Genomic DNA, 15,276 nt, shown 5'->3' with positions numbered 1-15,276 from the left:
GGCGATACAACAGGCCGGGAAAACGACGATCAGACTAGGGTTTGCATCCACCCCAAAGATGCATCTGTGTCGTTCGCTGGTTTATATTCAGCCCCCAACGGTGCTGACCACCCCAGTTTGGAAATCGCATCAAATATGGCCAGATAGTTGATCTCGCCTTCATCTGGGCGGCCACGGCTTGGAACGCCTGCAAATTGGATATGTCCAATATTGGAATGCAAGTTTTGAAGTCGGGTGGTCACGTCACCTTCGGTGCGTGCAACGTGATAACAATCGAACATCAACTTTATGTTGGGGCATTTGCAGTCTTCAATTATTTCAATGGCTTGCGATGTCGTTTGTAGAAAGTATCCCGGCGCATCATGCGGGTTCAAAGGTTCAATCAACAGGGTCAGGTCTGGTGCCGCTGAAGCTGCGAAGACCAGGTTTTCGACAAAGGTGCGATGGGCTTCCGGGCCTGATGCAAAACCGGCCATAATGTGGACAGCTTTTGCACCGATCGTGCGTGCGTAGCTGATTGCCGTTTCAATCGCAGCGCGTGCGTCCGCTTGACGACCGGGCAACGCACTTAACCCATTTTCGCCATTTTCGGTGTTGCCACGGGAGGTGTTCAAGCCAAGCATCGTCAGACCTGTCTCGGACAAAGCCGCCAAGGTGTCTTCGGCAGGCACGGCGTATGGCCAATGGCATTCCACGGCATCAAACCCGGCAGCTTTCGCCGCGCGTATCGCATCAGGCAAAGGCCTGTCTTGCCAAAGAAAACCAAGGTTTGCAGAAAATTTTGTCACTGGTCCCACTCCACATCGAATTTTGTCACGACCGCATGGATTTGATCATCTGTCAGCGCACGCGCACCCATATGGCGGGTCATCAAAGCAAGGCGTGCGGTGTCCTCTAATTCTTCGATTGCATTGCACGCGGCTTCTACGTCTTTGCCCGCCACAACAGGCCCGTGATTTGCCAACATCACCGCGCTGCGTTTTCCCGCTAGACCGCGCACAGCCTCTCCCATGGCTGGGTCGCCAGGTAAAAAGAAGGGCAATAATTTGACTTTGCCCAGCTTCATCAAACCGTAAGGCGTGAGCGGTGGCAGGAAACTGTCTGCGTCTAAATCTGGCAAAAGCGACAAGGCCACGGCATGACAACTGTGCAAATGAACCACCGCCCCTGCGCTGGATCGTGTGTCGTAAAAGGCTGTGTGCAGTGGCATTTCCTTGGTCGGAGCATCCCCGGATTTCAGTTGACCTGACGCATCGAAGTGACTGAGCCGGCTGGGATCTAGCCGTCCGAAACTGGTGCCTGTTGGCGAGACCAAAAGGCCGCCATCATCCGTCCGCGCGGATATGTTACCTGTGCTGCCGTGGGTTAAACCGCGGTCAAACAGGGATTTTGCCAATTCACAGATTTGGTCACGCAAGCGCGTTTCGGTGCTCATGGCTGTCCCAACTGTTGCGCGGCTTTCTCAAAGAAATCCACGGCGCCAAAGTTACCGGATTTCAGAGCGACTACAAGATTTGGGCTTGCCCGTAAGGCGGGAGCGCCGGGGTCGATCTCGGGCCCTATTTCAAGCGTGTGCAAATCAAGACCTTCCACAACCGCGCCGGACGTTTCGCCGCCCGCTGTGATCAGTCGTGTGACACCGCCCGCCGTCAGCCGCCCCGCGACATCCGCCATAAAGGCTTCGATGGCTGAGGATGCGCGTTGGGCGCCGAATGTGTCCTGTACTGCACGTACCACGTCCGGATCCGCAGAACTGTATGCGATGGGAACACCTTTTTGCGACAGCATCCAATCCGCCAGATCCTGTGCCGTCAATGTACCGTCGATGACGTCCTCTGCGATAATCTCGCGACCCGGATTGTGCGCGATATGATGGGCCACTTGATTGCGCGTCGCTATGGAACACGATCCCGACAACACGGCCGCGGGCCCGTTTTGTAAAGTCCATGGGACCGGGGCAACGGTGCACCCGAAATTGGCAGGCAATCCAAGGGCCACGCCAGAGCCACCAGTGACCAAGGGTAAATCCTTTGCTGCTTTGCCGATTTCGAACAAATCTTCGTCTCGAATGGCATCCACGACGATATGGCGTTTGCCTTTGCGTGTTTCCGCTTCGAGAGCTTTTGAAATAGCGACAGCCCCCATGAAGACGTCTTGCGTCGCAACATGGCCCACACCGTTTGGCGTTTGGTGCGCCAACCATCTGCGCAAATCCGCGTCTGTCATAGGGGTCAAAGGATGATTTTGCATGCCGCTTTCGTTCAGCAACACGTCCTTCACAAAGAGGTGCCCCTGATACACAGATCGTCCGGTACCGGGAAACGCGGGGCATACGATGACGCTGTGCGCGTCCAGCGCGTCGGCCAAAGCATCCGCGACAGGACCGATGTTGCCCCCTGCGGTGCTGTCAAAAGTAGAGCAATATTTGAAAAAGATCTGTGTGCAGCCCTGTGCCAACAGCCAGTCCAAAGCCTCCAAAGACTTCGCTATGGCGTCACTTGCCGGTATTGACCGCGACTTCAAGGCTACAACGCCCGCTTGAACGTCTTGCGGGGCGGGGCCGTTTGGCACACCTGAATATTGTGTCACCCGCATACCGCCTTTGGCAAGCGTGTTGGCCAAATCACTTGATCCGGTGAAATCGTCCCCGATGCACCCCAAAAGCATTAGGCGTCTCCCTTCAGTGTCAGACCGGCTTGTTTTGCATAGACTTTGGCCACAGCAGCGTCATCTTCTGCCCCCAACCCCATGTGTTTGGCCGCGTCGAACTGGGCCAGTGCGGCTGTGGTGATTGGCGCCTCAAAGCCCGCAGCCTGTGCCACGTCCAGCACAATACCAAGGTCTTTCGGCCAGATGTTCACAGACGAATGCGGGGTATAGTCGCCTTCTACAATATGAGGCGCACGATTTTCCAGCATCCACGATGTCCCGGCGCATTTGCTGATCACTTCGAGGAATTTTTCAGGGGTGACGCCTTGGGTCATTCCAAACGTCAGGGCCTCTGCCATGGTTGCGATGTGAACGCCGGCTAACAATTGGTTCACGGCCTTCATCGCTGATCCGGGGCCTGCTTTGGCACCCAGTTCAAATACGGTTTGTGCGGTGGCGTCCAAAACGGGTTTGGCCGCGGCGAAGGCTTCGGAACATCCGGATGCCATGATGGACAACTGCCCAAGGCCAGCTTTTACCGAACCGCCAGAAATGGGTGCATCCAGATACAACACGTTTTGCGCAGCACAGCGCGTTTCCATCTCAACAGCAAATTGTGGGGGAACCGTGGCACATGAAACAACCACGCCACCCGGATGAAGCCGCGCCACGATACCATCCGCCCCAAACAGAACATCTTCTGTTTGCGCCGCATTCAGAACCACCACTACAGCTGCATCAAAAACCACCCCGTCGTCTGTGGCGCCTCCGGCGGCATGGAAATTTTGCACCAAAGTCTCGCTGACATCTAATCCAACGACAGTGTGACCCGCCCGAAGCAATGAGGTCGCGATGCCGTATCCCATTGATCCAAGCCCAACGACAGCGATTCTATTTGATGATTTCATGTTTTGCCGTCCATTTTAATGTATACATTAAGCGCCCTAAACCACAGATCACACTTTAGCGCTACCTTTTTTGCCTACATCATTCGTTGCGCGCATGGCCAGCTGCGGTTCTGGCAATATGCCGGATCTCTTGCAGCTGCGCACGCAGCGGATTGGTTTTGCGCCATACGATTCCCACGGTGCGTTGTGGTTGTGGGCCATCCAGCTTTGCGACACACACAGCAGCGGCACCTGTTTCGACACTGACAGCCATCTCAGGTATCAGCGTCACGCCAAGTCCGGCACCCACCATTTGCACCAAAGTCGAGAGTGCGCTGCCGTCCAACCCGTCGCGGGGCATGGCGGAGGGCATATTGCAAAACGACAGTGCCTGATCCCGAAAGCAGTGCCCTTCCTCCAGTAAAAGCATCCGCATTTGTGTGAGTTCCGCGCGTGATGGCACGGGGATCGCGGCGTCTGTTGCGGGACGCACCAGCACAAGGCTTTCGTCGAACAGTGGCAATTCAGTCAGCCCCGGATCGCCAATGGGCAACGCCACAATCGCGGCATCAATGCGCCCTTCAAACAATTCTTCCACAAGGCGCGCCGTCATTGTTTCGCGTAAATGAACATCGAGATCGGGATAGGCACGTGTCAGTTGACCGATCAGTTTGGGCAACAAATAAGGTGCGATGGTTGGAATAACGCCCAGCCGCAACCGCGCCATTGTCCCATCCTGCGCCGCGCGGGCGACATCGGCAAGATCGTCCACAGACTGCAGAATTTGACGAACATGACCCGCAAGGTCTTCTCCGATGGACGTCAGGCGAACGTGTCGGGCGGCCCGTTCAAACAATGGCGCACCCAGTTCGGTTTCCATGTCTTTGATTTGCACAGACAGCGCAGGCTGCGAAATGGCACAGGTGTCGGCGGCGCGTCCAAAATGCCCGTGACGGGCCAAAGCCTCGAAATATCTGAGCTGTTTCAATGTGATATTTGTCATAACTTGAAGTTATCGTGACCATCGGAAAATACAACTTATATATATGGCAGTGACTTGGTACACCTGCGGCAAGGACGCATGACCCCGAGTCGCACTGCGGCCAGAGCCACGAAAATTACACCGGAGAGACATCATGGACGGAAACGACATCCCAACAGGCGGCGGCTGCCCCGTAATGCACCACGCGATCAACCCGACAAGCAACAAAGTGCGCTCGAACCGTGACTGGTGGCCAAACCAGTTGAACATGAAAATTTTGCATCAGCAGTCCAATCTGTCCAACCCGATGGGTGACGATTTTGACTATGCCGAAGCCTTCAAAAGCCTGGATTTGGAAGCTGTAAAAGCTGATTTGACAGCTTTGATGACAGACAGCCAAGATTGGTGGCCTGCCGACTACGGTCACTACGGACCATTTTTTGTGCGCATGGCGTGGCACTCTGCCGGGACATACCGGACGGCGGACGGGCGCGGTGGGGCAGGGGCTGGCCAACAGCGCTTTGCGCCGCTGAACAGCTGGCCAGACAATGGCAACCTCGACAAAGCGCGTCGTTTGCTATGGCCCATCAAACAAAAATACGGTGCGTCTTTGTCTTGGGCTGACTTGATGGTTCTAACGGGCAACATCGCCATGGAAACCATGGGCTTTAAAACCTTCGGGTTTGCAGGCGGTCGTGCGGATGTGTGGGAACCTGAAGAAGATGTATACTGGGGCGCAGAGGCCGAATGGCTTGCCGCGTCGGGCGGCGAAGGATCACGATATCAAGGCGAACGCGAGCTGGAAAACCCGCTGGCCGCTGTGCAGATGGGTCTGATCTACGTCAATCCCGAAGGCCCGGATGGCAACCCTGATCCAAATCTGTCTGCCCATGACATCCGCGAAACCTTTGCGCGTATGGCCATGAACGACGAAGAAACAGTGGCGTTGGTTGCGGGTGGTCACACCTTTGGCAAAGCGCATGGTGCAGGGGATGCGAACCTTGTTGGCGTTGAGCCTGAAGGCGAAGGTCTTGCGGCGCAGGGTCTGGGCTGGACCAGCACACATAAATCAGGCCGTGGTGTCGATGCAATCACCTCTGGCGTTGAAGGTCCTTGGACAGCCAACCCGATCCAATGGGACATGGGGTACTTCGATGTGTTGTTCGGCTATGACTGGGAATTGACGAAATCCCCAGCCGGCGCGCACATTTGGCACGCAAAAGGTCTTGAGGCTGACGACCACGCGCCACAGGTTGATGGGTCTGCAGAAACCGTTCCGTTGATGATGACGACAGCGGACATGGCCATGCGCATGGACCCCGCCTATGAAAAAATCGCGCGACGTTTCCACGCCAACCCCGATGAATTTGCGGACGCTTATGCACGTGCATGGTACAAGCTGACACACCGCGACATGGGGCCACGCGATCTGTATTTGGGACCAGACGTTCCGGAAGAAGTGTTGATTTGGCAGGATCCCATCCCACAAGGCACAACATTGTCGGATGCGGATATTGATGCCCTGAAAGCCAAGATTGCCGCGTCAGACCTGACGGTGCAGGAAATGGTGACAACGGCTTGGGGTGCTGCGGTGACATTCCGCGGTTCGGACAAGCGCGGCGGTGCCAATGGCGCGCGTATCCGTCTTGCACCTCAGAACGGCTGGGAGGTGAACAACCCCGATCAGCTGAACAAGGTGATGTCCACGCTTGAAGCAATCCAAGCAGATCACGGGTCGGTTTCACTGGCAGATTTGATCGTGCTGGCGGGCAACGTCGGTGTGGAAACAGCGGCCAAAGCGGCGGGTCACGATGTGACGGTTCCCTTCGCATCCGGTCGCGGAGACGCAACAGCGGACATGACAGACGAGCAATCGGTGTCCATGTTGGAGCCACAAGCCGATGCGTTCCGCAACTATACAAAAGCGAAATTCAACATCTCTGCGGAAGAGCTGATGGTGGATCGCGCCCAGTTGCTGACTTTGACAGCGCCAGAAATGACAGTTCTGATGGGCGGTATGCGCGCTATGGATGCCAACTTTGACGGCTCATCCCATGGTGTGTTCACTGACACTCCGGGTGCATTGACCAACGATTTCTTTGTGAATTTGTTGGACATGGGCACTGTCTGGGCACCCGTGTCCGAAGACGAAGACTTGTTCGAGGGCACAGACCGCGCGACAGGCGACAAGAAGTGGACAGGCACACGTGTGGATTTGGTCTTCGGATCGAATTCAATCTTGCGCGCCGTGTCCGAGGTATATGCCGCGCAGGACGCAAAAGGGCGTTTTGTGAACGACTTTGTCGAGGCATGGGTCAAAGTGATGAACGCAGACCGTTTCGACCTGGCGTAAACGCTGCATCAATGAACTGGAAATCGGCGTCCCATACGGGGCGCCGTTTTTCGTTACAAGCTCTGTTGCGTAAACTGTGCGCCTTCTGGCACGATATCAGGCCGTTCGTTTGTGTCTGAAATTCCAGTGCCTGCGATACGTTTGTAGAAAGCAGCATGTTGCGCCATTTCCTCTTCCGAAATAACGTCGTGGATATGCTCGAAATACCCGTCACACCGGTCTTCGACAGTGTTCAAAATCTCGTCCGGCCCAGCCCCGCGATTGGTCAGCACCATGCGGTTGGTCAAAGGGCGCATTTCGTCTTCGAAAGTCTGCAAGGCTGTAGTCGAAAGACCATGTTTCAAGAATGCCGCGACCAGTTTGCGTGCATCAATAATGCCCGCGCCTGCGCCGTTTGATCCAACGGGATAAGCTGCATGCGCGGCATCCCCCATCAGTGTCATGCGCCCATGGGTCCAGCGATCAAGAGGATCGCGGTCAACCATCGGATATTCAAAAACCTCTTCTGCCCCTGCGATCAATGACGGGCAGTCCAGCCAGTCGAATTTGAAGTCTTTGAAATGATGCGCAAATTTTTCCAGCGGCACATTCTGCGCATAGTTGCCTTTGTCGAAGGCCGTATCGGTGCCAAAATTCAGTTCTGCGATCCAGTTGATGGTCGATAGGCCCGTTTCAGGGTCTGCTTGGGAAATAGGATAGGTGACAAACCTGCGCGAGGCATGGCCGATCAACGCCATTGAAGCACCGCTTAAAGGTGCTTTTGCCAGTGTTGTGCCGCGGTACAAAACAGCCCCTTCCCAGCAGGGTGCGCCTTCGAATGGGGCAATTTGTTTGCGCAAAGCAGAGTGGATGCCATCGGCCCCGATTAACACGGACCCTTCAACGCTTTGTGTGTGCATTTGCCCATCCACCAGATGCAAAATCACGCGATCGTCTTGTGTGTCAAATCCTGTGGCCTTCCAGCCGGTGCGCACCGCATCCGGTCCTGCACGGCGCAGAACCTCATTGTAGAGCATCATGTGGAACTTGCCACGGTGCACCGAATATTGCGGCCAGTGGTATCCCGCATGCAGGCCGCGTGCTTCAGTCCAGATGTGCAATCCGCGTTTGGTGTACATCCCAAAGTCACGCGTTTGTATGCCGACGTCGTCCAGCTGATCCTGCACCCCAAGCGCGTATAGTTCGCGAACGGCCGAAGGTTGCAAGTTAATCCCGACGCCCAATGGATTTAGCATTGGGGTTGCTTCAAAGACCTGAAACGGGATGTTGGCCTGATGGCAAGACAGGGCAAGTGCCAGACCAGAGATGCCACCCCCCGCAATTAACACCGTCATTCCACTGCATCCCAATTGCTTGCGTTGGCTTGTGTCTTCACCTGCATTTACAGATGTGGTCAACCGCCGTGTTTCTTGATCAACGCTTTGGCCTGCTCGATCAATGCTGCGCCATCAAAACCTTTGTCATCCATTTCACGGATCCAGCGTTGGATCACAGGCTGTGCAGCGGCTTTCCAGCGGGCGACTTCAGTGGCGTCCAAAAGGGTGATGTCGTTTCCAAGGTTTTGCGCAATGGCCCGACCCGGCGCGTCGCGATCTTCCATGATCTGCGATGCAAACGCTGACAATTTCATGCCGGTTTCTGCGTCCAGAATAGCGCGCAAATCGTCAGGCATTGCTGCATATGCGTCTTTGTTCATGACCATCACAATTGTGGCTGTATAGAGTGCCTCGTCCCCCGAAAACTCTGTGTGTTTTGTGACAAGCTCGCTTAGTTTGATGGCGGGCGAGACCTCCCATGGGATGACGGTGCCGTCGATTGCACCCTTGGACAAGGCCTCGGGAATAGCGGGCAAGGGCATCCCCACTGGCGTCGCCCCCAGCTCTTTCAACATATCGACAATCACACGGGTTGGGCCGCGCAGTTTTTTGCCTGACATATCTTCCAAAGCGCTGACCCCGGTGCGGGTGTGAATGACCCCAGGCCCATGAACCCAGGCGCCTAACACTTTGACGTCCTTGTATTCTTCCGCTTGAAGATCGGTTTCAACCATGTCCATGAACGCCATCGATGTGGCGATAGGATCAGTCATCATAAAGGGCAATTCGAACACTTCTGTTTTGGGGAAACGGCCCGGAGTGTAGCCGACGACGGTCATGATAATATCGGCCACACCGTCAACGGCCTGATCCATCAATTCGGGGGGGCGGCCACCCAGGGCCATGCCGTCAAAATGTTCGATTTTCAAACGCCCGTCTGACTTTTGGGCCAGATCATCCGCCCAGGGTTTCAACACAAGCTTCGGAACAGTTGCGGGTGCCGGTAGGAACTGGTGCAGTCGCAAGGTGACGTCTTGGGCGAATGCGCCAATAGGCAAAGCGGCAAAAACTGCGGTCGCCAAAGCGGTCAAAAAAGCGCGTTTTTTCATGTGTTGTCTCCCCGGTTCGCTGATCAGAGTGCGAACAGTTTGTGGCACTGTCAATTCAAAGCGCGAGGTTCGGTGTGAAACAGGGGATTTGAAACGGTATATTACGCGTTGATGAAAATGGCGGTGTTCAAATGATTATGAGATGTATAAGTATTTGTTTTAAATGTGATTTTGGAAACTTTCATCTGACCTGTTTCTTAGTTACACTGCCTCGCAATTTGGGATGCAACTCTGCATTGCCCTTATGACGCGAATTTTTCCATTGACTCACCCCCTCTGATCGCCTTCCCTAAGGGAAATTATTTTACCGACCATGCCGTTTACAATTGGCAGCAAATTTTTTGAGAGGGCACAATGTCGAATATTGCCGGCAAAGCGTATGCGATGAATATCGTGACGCCAAGCAAACCTACGAAAACATGGCTTAACCGTCTGGTCTTTATGGCGGCACGAGGGTTGCCTGCAAATCTGATGGGCCTGTTGGGACTGTCGATCATCCATTTCGCGCGTTGGGTCATTATCAAACCCGAAGACTGGCCTGATCTGGGGCAGGGTAAGCAAAATTTGAACAACGACTACATGCTGTTTTGTTCCAATTTTAACGGCACGTGGGACCAATATATTGATGCGTTTTCGGACGGTATTCCAAACGGGCTGAACCTGTTTTGGTACTCGGCAACGAAGTATCCGGGTTCTATCCCTGTGACCCCGTTCAAGGAGTACATCACCTACAACCAGCTTTCCAACGACTACTACTACAACGCCACGCCGGGGTCCGCGCAGCGCGACGTAAAGTCTGCCATTCAAGTGTACCAGCAGGTTCTGGCGCTGTCGGGCGATCACGCAAACACCAGTGCAGAAGACTTTGCGCGTGCTTACAAAACCGCCATTTTGCAGGTGCAGGACGACCTTGGCGATCCGGGCTTTGGCCCCGTGGCCAGCCTTGATACGGAACGCGCCGATGTGAACCGTACGGCCTATGTGAATGCCGCGCAGAAACAGTTCCACTTGTTGCGTAAAAAGAAGGCTTGAACCCATGGCAGATCTCGACACAGGTCACGTTTTTCTGACCACACTTGCACCCATCAAAACCGGCACGCCTTTGGATCCCGACAGCACGTCATACGACCAACGCGTGCGGATTGCGCTGGCCGAATTGCCGACCGCACGTCAATCCCCCGCGACAGAGCGCGCGAAGTACAACAGCCCCTTTGCACGCAACTTGCGCAACCATTTTGTACGCATGTTTGTCATCGACGATGTGATCTACAATGGGCGCATCGGTGAAAACGCCTTGAAAGAAACGATCCAAAAAACCAACACGATCATTCCGCAACCTGTTGACCGTTTGAACTGTTCGTATCTGGTGTTTAACGCTGACATCGACGCGATCACCAAAGACGGTGATCCATTGCCCACCGATTTGTCGCCCAAGCAGCAAAAAGCCGTCCGGCGTGCCTATGCGTTGGAAATCTGGGACAGCATGGAAGAGGAAATCGTCGAAATTTATCGCAACTGCGTGGGCTTTGACGGGATTTCGACGGGTGATGGCTTTGCTGATTATCTCGAAAAATGCCACGTCGAAACGACGATGCCGTTTCATGACTATTACATGAAGCTGCCGGATTTTCACACTTTGCCCACAAAGCCGCTTTTGGCGGTTGTGGCGATCCCGGCCCTTGTTGGGGTGCTTGCGTTGGTCTTGTGGCTTGTCGGCGTGGGCAGTGTGATGGGCATGGCGACGTTCTGGACAAGCATTATTGCGCTTGTCTTGGCGTTTATCGCCGCCAAACTGGCGATCGGCTACACCATACGCAACGGGGCCAAACCGCTGGCACCTGCCGAATTTGATGATCTGCCGTCCGTGTTGAAGTCCATTTATATTCAACAAAAATTTGCCGATTTTGTGGTGGAACACCAAGGCGCGTCCGACGCGGATCTGCATGCTGCATTTGGCGCATTTATGGCTGAACACAGGCCCGACGACCGCACAGGCCCGATGCAAAAACCGGGCGTGATTTCATCGTCCCGTCCCGACAACATTATAAACGCTTGAGGGCACAATTATGACCCGCGAACTGAATTTGAACGACATTCAAGGCAATGTCACACGCGCTTATGGCCGCTTTTCCTTTCCCTTTGCCCGCTATTACTTTTTCCACATCGACAACGCTGCGGCTGGTCGGAAATTCATTGATGAAGTGCGCAAACTGGTCACCACGGCCGAGCGCTGGGCACCCGAGCCTGCAAAAGGCGAAGACCATGTGCCGGGGGTCAATTACAAACCCAAAGTCACAACCAACATGGCGTTTACGTTTCTTGGTCTTTGGGCGCTGGAATTGCCTGTGCGCACCTTGCAAGGCATGCCGGATGTGTTTGCCGAAGGCATGAAGGCGCGTGCCTTTGTCTTGGGCGATCGTGACCAAACGCTAACGGAAGAGGAAGCGGCCAAAGACAACTGGTGCGCCCACTGGGATCCAATCTGGCAGAAAAACCGCGTTCCGGGGGCAGGGGGCAAAGACGACGTGCACATCTGGCTGTCCTTGAACGCGCAATGCGTGCCCGGCACCGTGCAGCCTGTGCCCGAGCTGGAGCACCGTGTGAACCAGATCAAAGCCCTGCTTGGCAATGGTGTCCGCCTGATGGAAGGCAACAGCCAGACCGGACCGGGCGAATGTCAGGAAGCTTCCGCTGTTTTTGAAGACTTTGGCGGGCTGAAAGTGCCATCGCCCAAAGAACACTTTGGCTTCACGGATGGCATTGGTGATCCGGTATTCGAAGGCCAATACAACGACGCGCAAATGAAGACCGCTGTGATCGGACGCGGTAAAATGATGGGCAACGGTTGGGAACCTTTAGCAACCGGCGAGTTCATTTTGGGCCATCCCGACGAAAGCCAGGAATTGCCGCCGACGTCGCGCCCCGCCGAATTTATGCACAACGGCACTTACATGGCGTACCGCAAATTGCACGAAAACGTCGGCACCTTCTGGGACGTCGTGGACGCGGAAGTTGCGCAGTATTGCAAAGTCATGGACGTGGATGAGGACGAAGGCCGCGAGACCCTGCTTGCCAAAATGTGTGGTCGCTGGACCGACGGGGTGCCCTTGTCTGTGGTGCCGACTTACGCAGAGTGGCAAGCGTTCCGCGCCAAAATGAACTTTGTGCCTACGCCTCAAAAAGACATTGATGCGGGAAAAGTCAGCAAAGAAGACGCGGTATCGCCCTTTGACGCCTATATGAACCAGATCAAATACATCAAATCCCCGGAAGCGTCCGATTTTCGCTATGCCGATGATATGGCCGGGCTGAAATGCCCAGTGGGTGCGCATATGCGGCGTGTGAACACCCGCGACTACATGGACCCGATGAACAAATTCGGGGTGGACGCGGATGGCACGCAGCCTGAAAATCCGGATGCCAGCACCGCGCTGAACAAACGCCGCCGTGTGTTGCGGCGCGGTCTGCCGTATGGCCCGCCGAATTTTGACAGCAAAGACGACGACACCGAACAGGGCGTGGCCATGATGCTTTTGGGCACCAGCTTGTTCCGGCAGTTCGAATTTGTGCAACAGCAATGGATCCAATACGGGCTTGATTTTCATCAAGGCAACAACACCGATCCCCTGTTGGGCAACCACGATCACCACAAGCGGCACACAATCCCGTCTTGTCCGATGACTGGCAAACCACCCTATGTGATGAGCAAGCTGAAGACGTTTGTGGAATGTCGCGGTGGGGACTACTTTTTCATCCCCTCCATGACGGCACTTCGGATGCTTGGCATGGGCATCGTCGATCCGACTTAACCGGTCTCAAATTTAAAGGAGACCAGCCATGGTCGCAGTATTCACGAACGTCTTCACAACAGCGTTTCGGATTATTCAAGTCGTGCTCGAAGCCTTTTTGGCGTTGGGCTGGTTGATCCTGAACGGGGCGAAAGCCGCCATGGCGGGTGGCATCGCAGCGTTTGCCACGTCGGCTGCGGCCCAACGCAGGGTCTTTGCAATCCTGCGGGCCTTTGTGCCCAATTTCACGCTGAACAAAGTGCTGATGAAAGCCTATGACAACACGGGCACCGCCGTGGTGTCGCGCCGCGTCGATGTGCTGGATGTGCTGAACCGCAACGATGATTTCGAGGTGGTGTATGGCACCCGTATGCGCAAGCTGACCGAAGGGGAAAACTTCTTTCTGGGGATGCAACCGGGGTGGGACTACACGCGTGATACATCCGCGATGCGACTTGCCGCGCGGATGGACGATGTGCCCAATATTGTACTGCCGCGTGCCACTGAACGGGCCGGCGACATCGTCAAGGCCTCGGGTGGCAAGATCGACATTGTCCCTGCGCTAACGCTTGAAGTGCCTTGGGACATGACTGCGACCTATTTCGGTGCAGGCGGCGAACGTGAAGCGATGCAGGAATGGACGACCGACTTGTTTTGGTACTTGTTTGAAGACCTGCCTGCGGACCCTGAGCTGGATGCCAAAGCGATGAAATTCGCAGGCGCGTTGCGCAGTTACCTCGATACGTTGATCCAGGATCGCAAAGCCAACCCAACAGATGCCGAAGACATCCTGAACCGCTGCCTTGCCTTGCAAAGCGCGGACACACCGGGGATGAGCGACCTTGGCATTCGCAACAATATGCTGGGTATTCTGATCGGGGCGATCCCGACCATTTCCAAGGCGTGCTGCCTTGCGCTGGACGAATTGCTGAACCGTCCCGATGCACTGGCCACAGCCCACAAAGCGGCGCTTGCGGGCGATGATGCCCTGCTTGCGATGCACATCTGGGAAGCGTTGCGGTTCAATCCGCACAACCCTGTCATTTACCGCCGTGCCACACGGGACGCCGTTGTTGGGCGTTCAACCCTGCGCCAGCGCACCATCAAAAAAGGCCAGATTGTTTTTGCGGGCACCGCATCTGCGCAATTCGACCGCTATGACATTCCCACGCCAAACCAGTTCCGCACCGATCGCCCGTTCGAGGATTATATCATCTGGGGATACGGCATGCACAATTGTTTCGGGGCCGCGATCAATGCCGCCGTTATTCCGGCAATTCTGAAACCCCTTCTGGCGCAGAAAAACCTGCGCCGTGCAGCGGGGGCTGCTGGCCAGATCGATGGCGGTGGCACGCCACATCCGCAACATTTCCACGTGGAGTTTGACACATGAGCAAACCACTTCTGATCACACTGTTGCCGTCTTCAGGCGTCGATACATCCCGTTGGGTGCTGGCCCATTATGACTACGCCTACACAGAGCGTCCCCACGCCCCGATATTTCATGTCTTGGCGTTGAAATCCTGGGGGCTGACCAAAGATCAATACCCCGGGCTGGTGGTTGACGGCAAAGTCGCGGCCTATGGATCGAAAGGCATCACGCTGCATCTAGATCCGCAAATGCCGGAAGAAAAGCGCTTGATGCCTGATGATGAGGCTGGACAGGCAAAAGTGCTTGAGATGGCAAATTACGCAGGCAACATTGTCGGCGGGGCTGTGGTCAATTGGTCTTATTGGAACTTGTTGAAATACAAGTCGGTCGTCTGGTCTTCGGTGACGACCTCGGTGCCGTGGTACGAGAAATTGACACTTCGTGTCGCGTTTCCGCTGATCCGTTGGGCCATGTACAAGGGGTTGGAACTGGATCAGGCCGTGGCCGATGAAGCGTTGAAAACCATCTATGAAGGTTTTGACAAAATCGACGCGCTGTTGGCTGATGGACGTACCTTTATGTACGGTGATAGGCTGACATATGCTGATCTGATCACCGCTGCATGTTTAGGGCCGATGATTTTGGCGCAAGGGTATCACGGGATGTTGCCCAACCACGCTTTGTGTCCCGTGTTCATGCAAAAAGTTTATGCTGAACTGCGCCAACGGCCCACGGGGCTTTATATTCAACGTATGTATGACCTGCACAGACCTGCGCAATTACTGCAGGTTTAAACTATTTTTCAACGACTTGGCGGATT

General features: G+C 55.0%; 13 protein-coding genes. 6 read left to right on the top strand and 7 right to left on the bottom strand.

Translation table 11 applies throughout. The features are described 5' to 3' along the window. Positions 1–29: 29 nt before the first annotated feature. The 5 genes from ABJL60_RS20100 to ABJL60_RS20080 form a co-directional block, all read right to left on the bottom strand. Positions 30–788, bottom strand: a complete 759-nt coding sequence (locus ABJL60_RS20100) for a TIM barrel protein (RefSeq protein WP_348374132.1) — start codon at positions 786–788, stop codon at positions 30–32. Continuing rightward, on the bottom strand, positions 785–1,435 hold the full coding sequence (locus ABJL60_RS20095) for an aldolase (protein WP_348374131.1): 651 nt from the start codon (positions 1,433–1,435) through the stop codon (positions 785–787). Before ABJL60_RS20095 ends, ABJL60_RS20100 begins: the two co-directional genes overlap by 4 nt. Then, on the bottom strand, positions 1,432–2,667 hold the full coding sequence (gene otnK, locus ABJL60_RS20090) for a 3-oxo-tetronate kinase (RefSeq protein ID WP_348374130.1): 1,236 nt from the start codon (positions 2,665–2,667) through the stop codon (positions 1,432–1,434). Before otnK ends, ABJL60_RS20095 begins: the two co-directional genes overlap by 4 nt. Further along, complete coding sequence (gene ltnD, locus ABJL60_RS20085; protein WP_348285821.1) at positions 2,667–3,557, bottom strand: L-threonate dehydrogenase; 891 nt, start codon at positions 3,555–3,557, stop codon at positions 2,667–2,669. Before ltnD ends, otnK begins: the two co-directional genes overlap by 1 nt. 79 nt (positions 3,558–3,636) lie before the next feature. Next, positions 3,637–4,539: a LysR substrate-binding domain-containing protein gene (locus ABJL60_RS20080; RefSeq protein ID WP_348285822.1), complete on the bottom strand. Its 903-nt coding sequence runs from the start codon at positions 4,537–4,539 to the stop codon at positions 3,637–3,639. Between the two features lie 133 nt (positions 4,540–4,672). On the opposite strand from ABJL60_RS20080, the gene katG reads away from it, so the two are divergent. Then, positions 4,673–6,871: a catalase/peroxidase HPI gene (katG, locus tag ABJL60_RS20075; RefSeq protein ID WP_348318582.1), complete on the top strand. Its 2,199-nt coding sequence runs from the start codon at positions 4,673–4,675 to the stop codon at positions 6,869–6,871. A gap of 53 nt (positions 6,872–6,924) precedes the next feature. On the opposite strand, the gene ABJL60_RS20070 is transcribed toward katG, so the two are convergent. Both ABJL60_RS20070 and ABJL60_RS20065 read right to left on the bottom strand, forming a co-directional pair. Beyond that, entirely contained in the window at positions 6,925–8,205 is a 1,281-nt protein-coding gene (locus ABJL60_RS20070) for a flavin-dependent oxidoreductase (RefSeq protein ID WP_348374129.1), read from the bottom strand. Between the two features lie 59 nt (positions 8,206–8,264). Beyond that, complete coding sequence (locus tag ABJL60_RS20065) at positions 8,265–9,296, bottom strand: TRAP transporter substrate-binding protein (protein ID WP_348374128.1); 1,032 nt, start codon at positions 9,294–9,296, stop codon at positions 8,265–8,267. A 354-nt stretch (positions 9,297–9,650) separates the two neighbouring features. Here ABJL60_RS20065 and ABJL60_RS20060 point away from each other — a divergent pair, with 354 nt between their 5' ends. From ABJL60_RS20060 to ABJL60_RS20040, 5 genes are read left to right on the top strand one after another with little or no spacing between them, the layout of a single operon-like run. Beyond that, positions 9,651–10,328, top strand: coding sequence for a hypothetical protein (locus ABJL60_RS20060; RefSeq protein WP_348374127.1), 678 nt, complete (start codon positions 9,651–9,653; stop codon positions 10,326–10,328). 4 nt (positions 10,329–10,332) lie between these two features. After that, positions 10,333–11,352: a hypothetical protein gene (locus ABJL60_RS20055; RefSeq protein WP_348285827.1), complete on the top strand. Its 1,020-nt coding sequence runs from the start codon at positions 10,333–10,335 to the stop codon at positions 11,350–11,352. 10 nt (positions 11,353–11,362) lie between these two features. Beyond that, the gene (locus ABJL60_RS20050; protein ID WP_348374126.1) at positions 11,363–13,105 is read left to right on the top strand and encodes a peroxidase; all 1,743 of its coding nucleotides are present in this window, start codon (positions 11,363–11,365) and stop codon (positions 13,103–13,105) included. Positions 13,106–13,133: 28 nt separating this feature from the next. Next, positions 13,134–14,477 carry a cytochrome P450 gene (locus ABJL60_RS20045; protein WP_348374125.1) on the top strand — a complete coding sequence of 448 codons (1,344 nt, stop codon included), beginning with the start codon at positions 13,134–13,136 and terminating at the stop codon, positions 14,475–14,477. Further along, positions 14,474–15,250 (top strand): glutathione S-transferase C-terminal domain-containing protein, encoded by a 777-nt coding sequence (locus ABJL60_RS20040; RefSeq protein WP_348285830.1) that lies wholly within the window; start codon positions 14,474–14,476, stop codon positions 15,248–15,250. Before ABJL60_RS20045 ends, ABJL60_RS20040 begins: the two co-directional genes overlap by 4 nt. Positions 15,251–15,276 lie beyond the last annotated feature (26 nt).

This window comes from Ascidiaceihabitans sp. (assembly GCF_039986515.1).
In the GTDB taxonomy this organism is placed as follows: domain Bacteria; phylum Pseudomonadota; class Alphaproteobacteria; order Rhodobacterales; family Rhodobacteraceae; genus Ascidiaceihabitans.
This window is presented reverse-complemented; position numbering and strand designations above follow the sequence as displayed.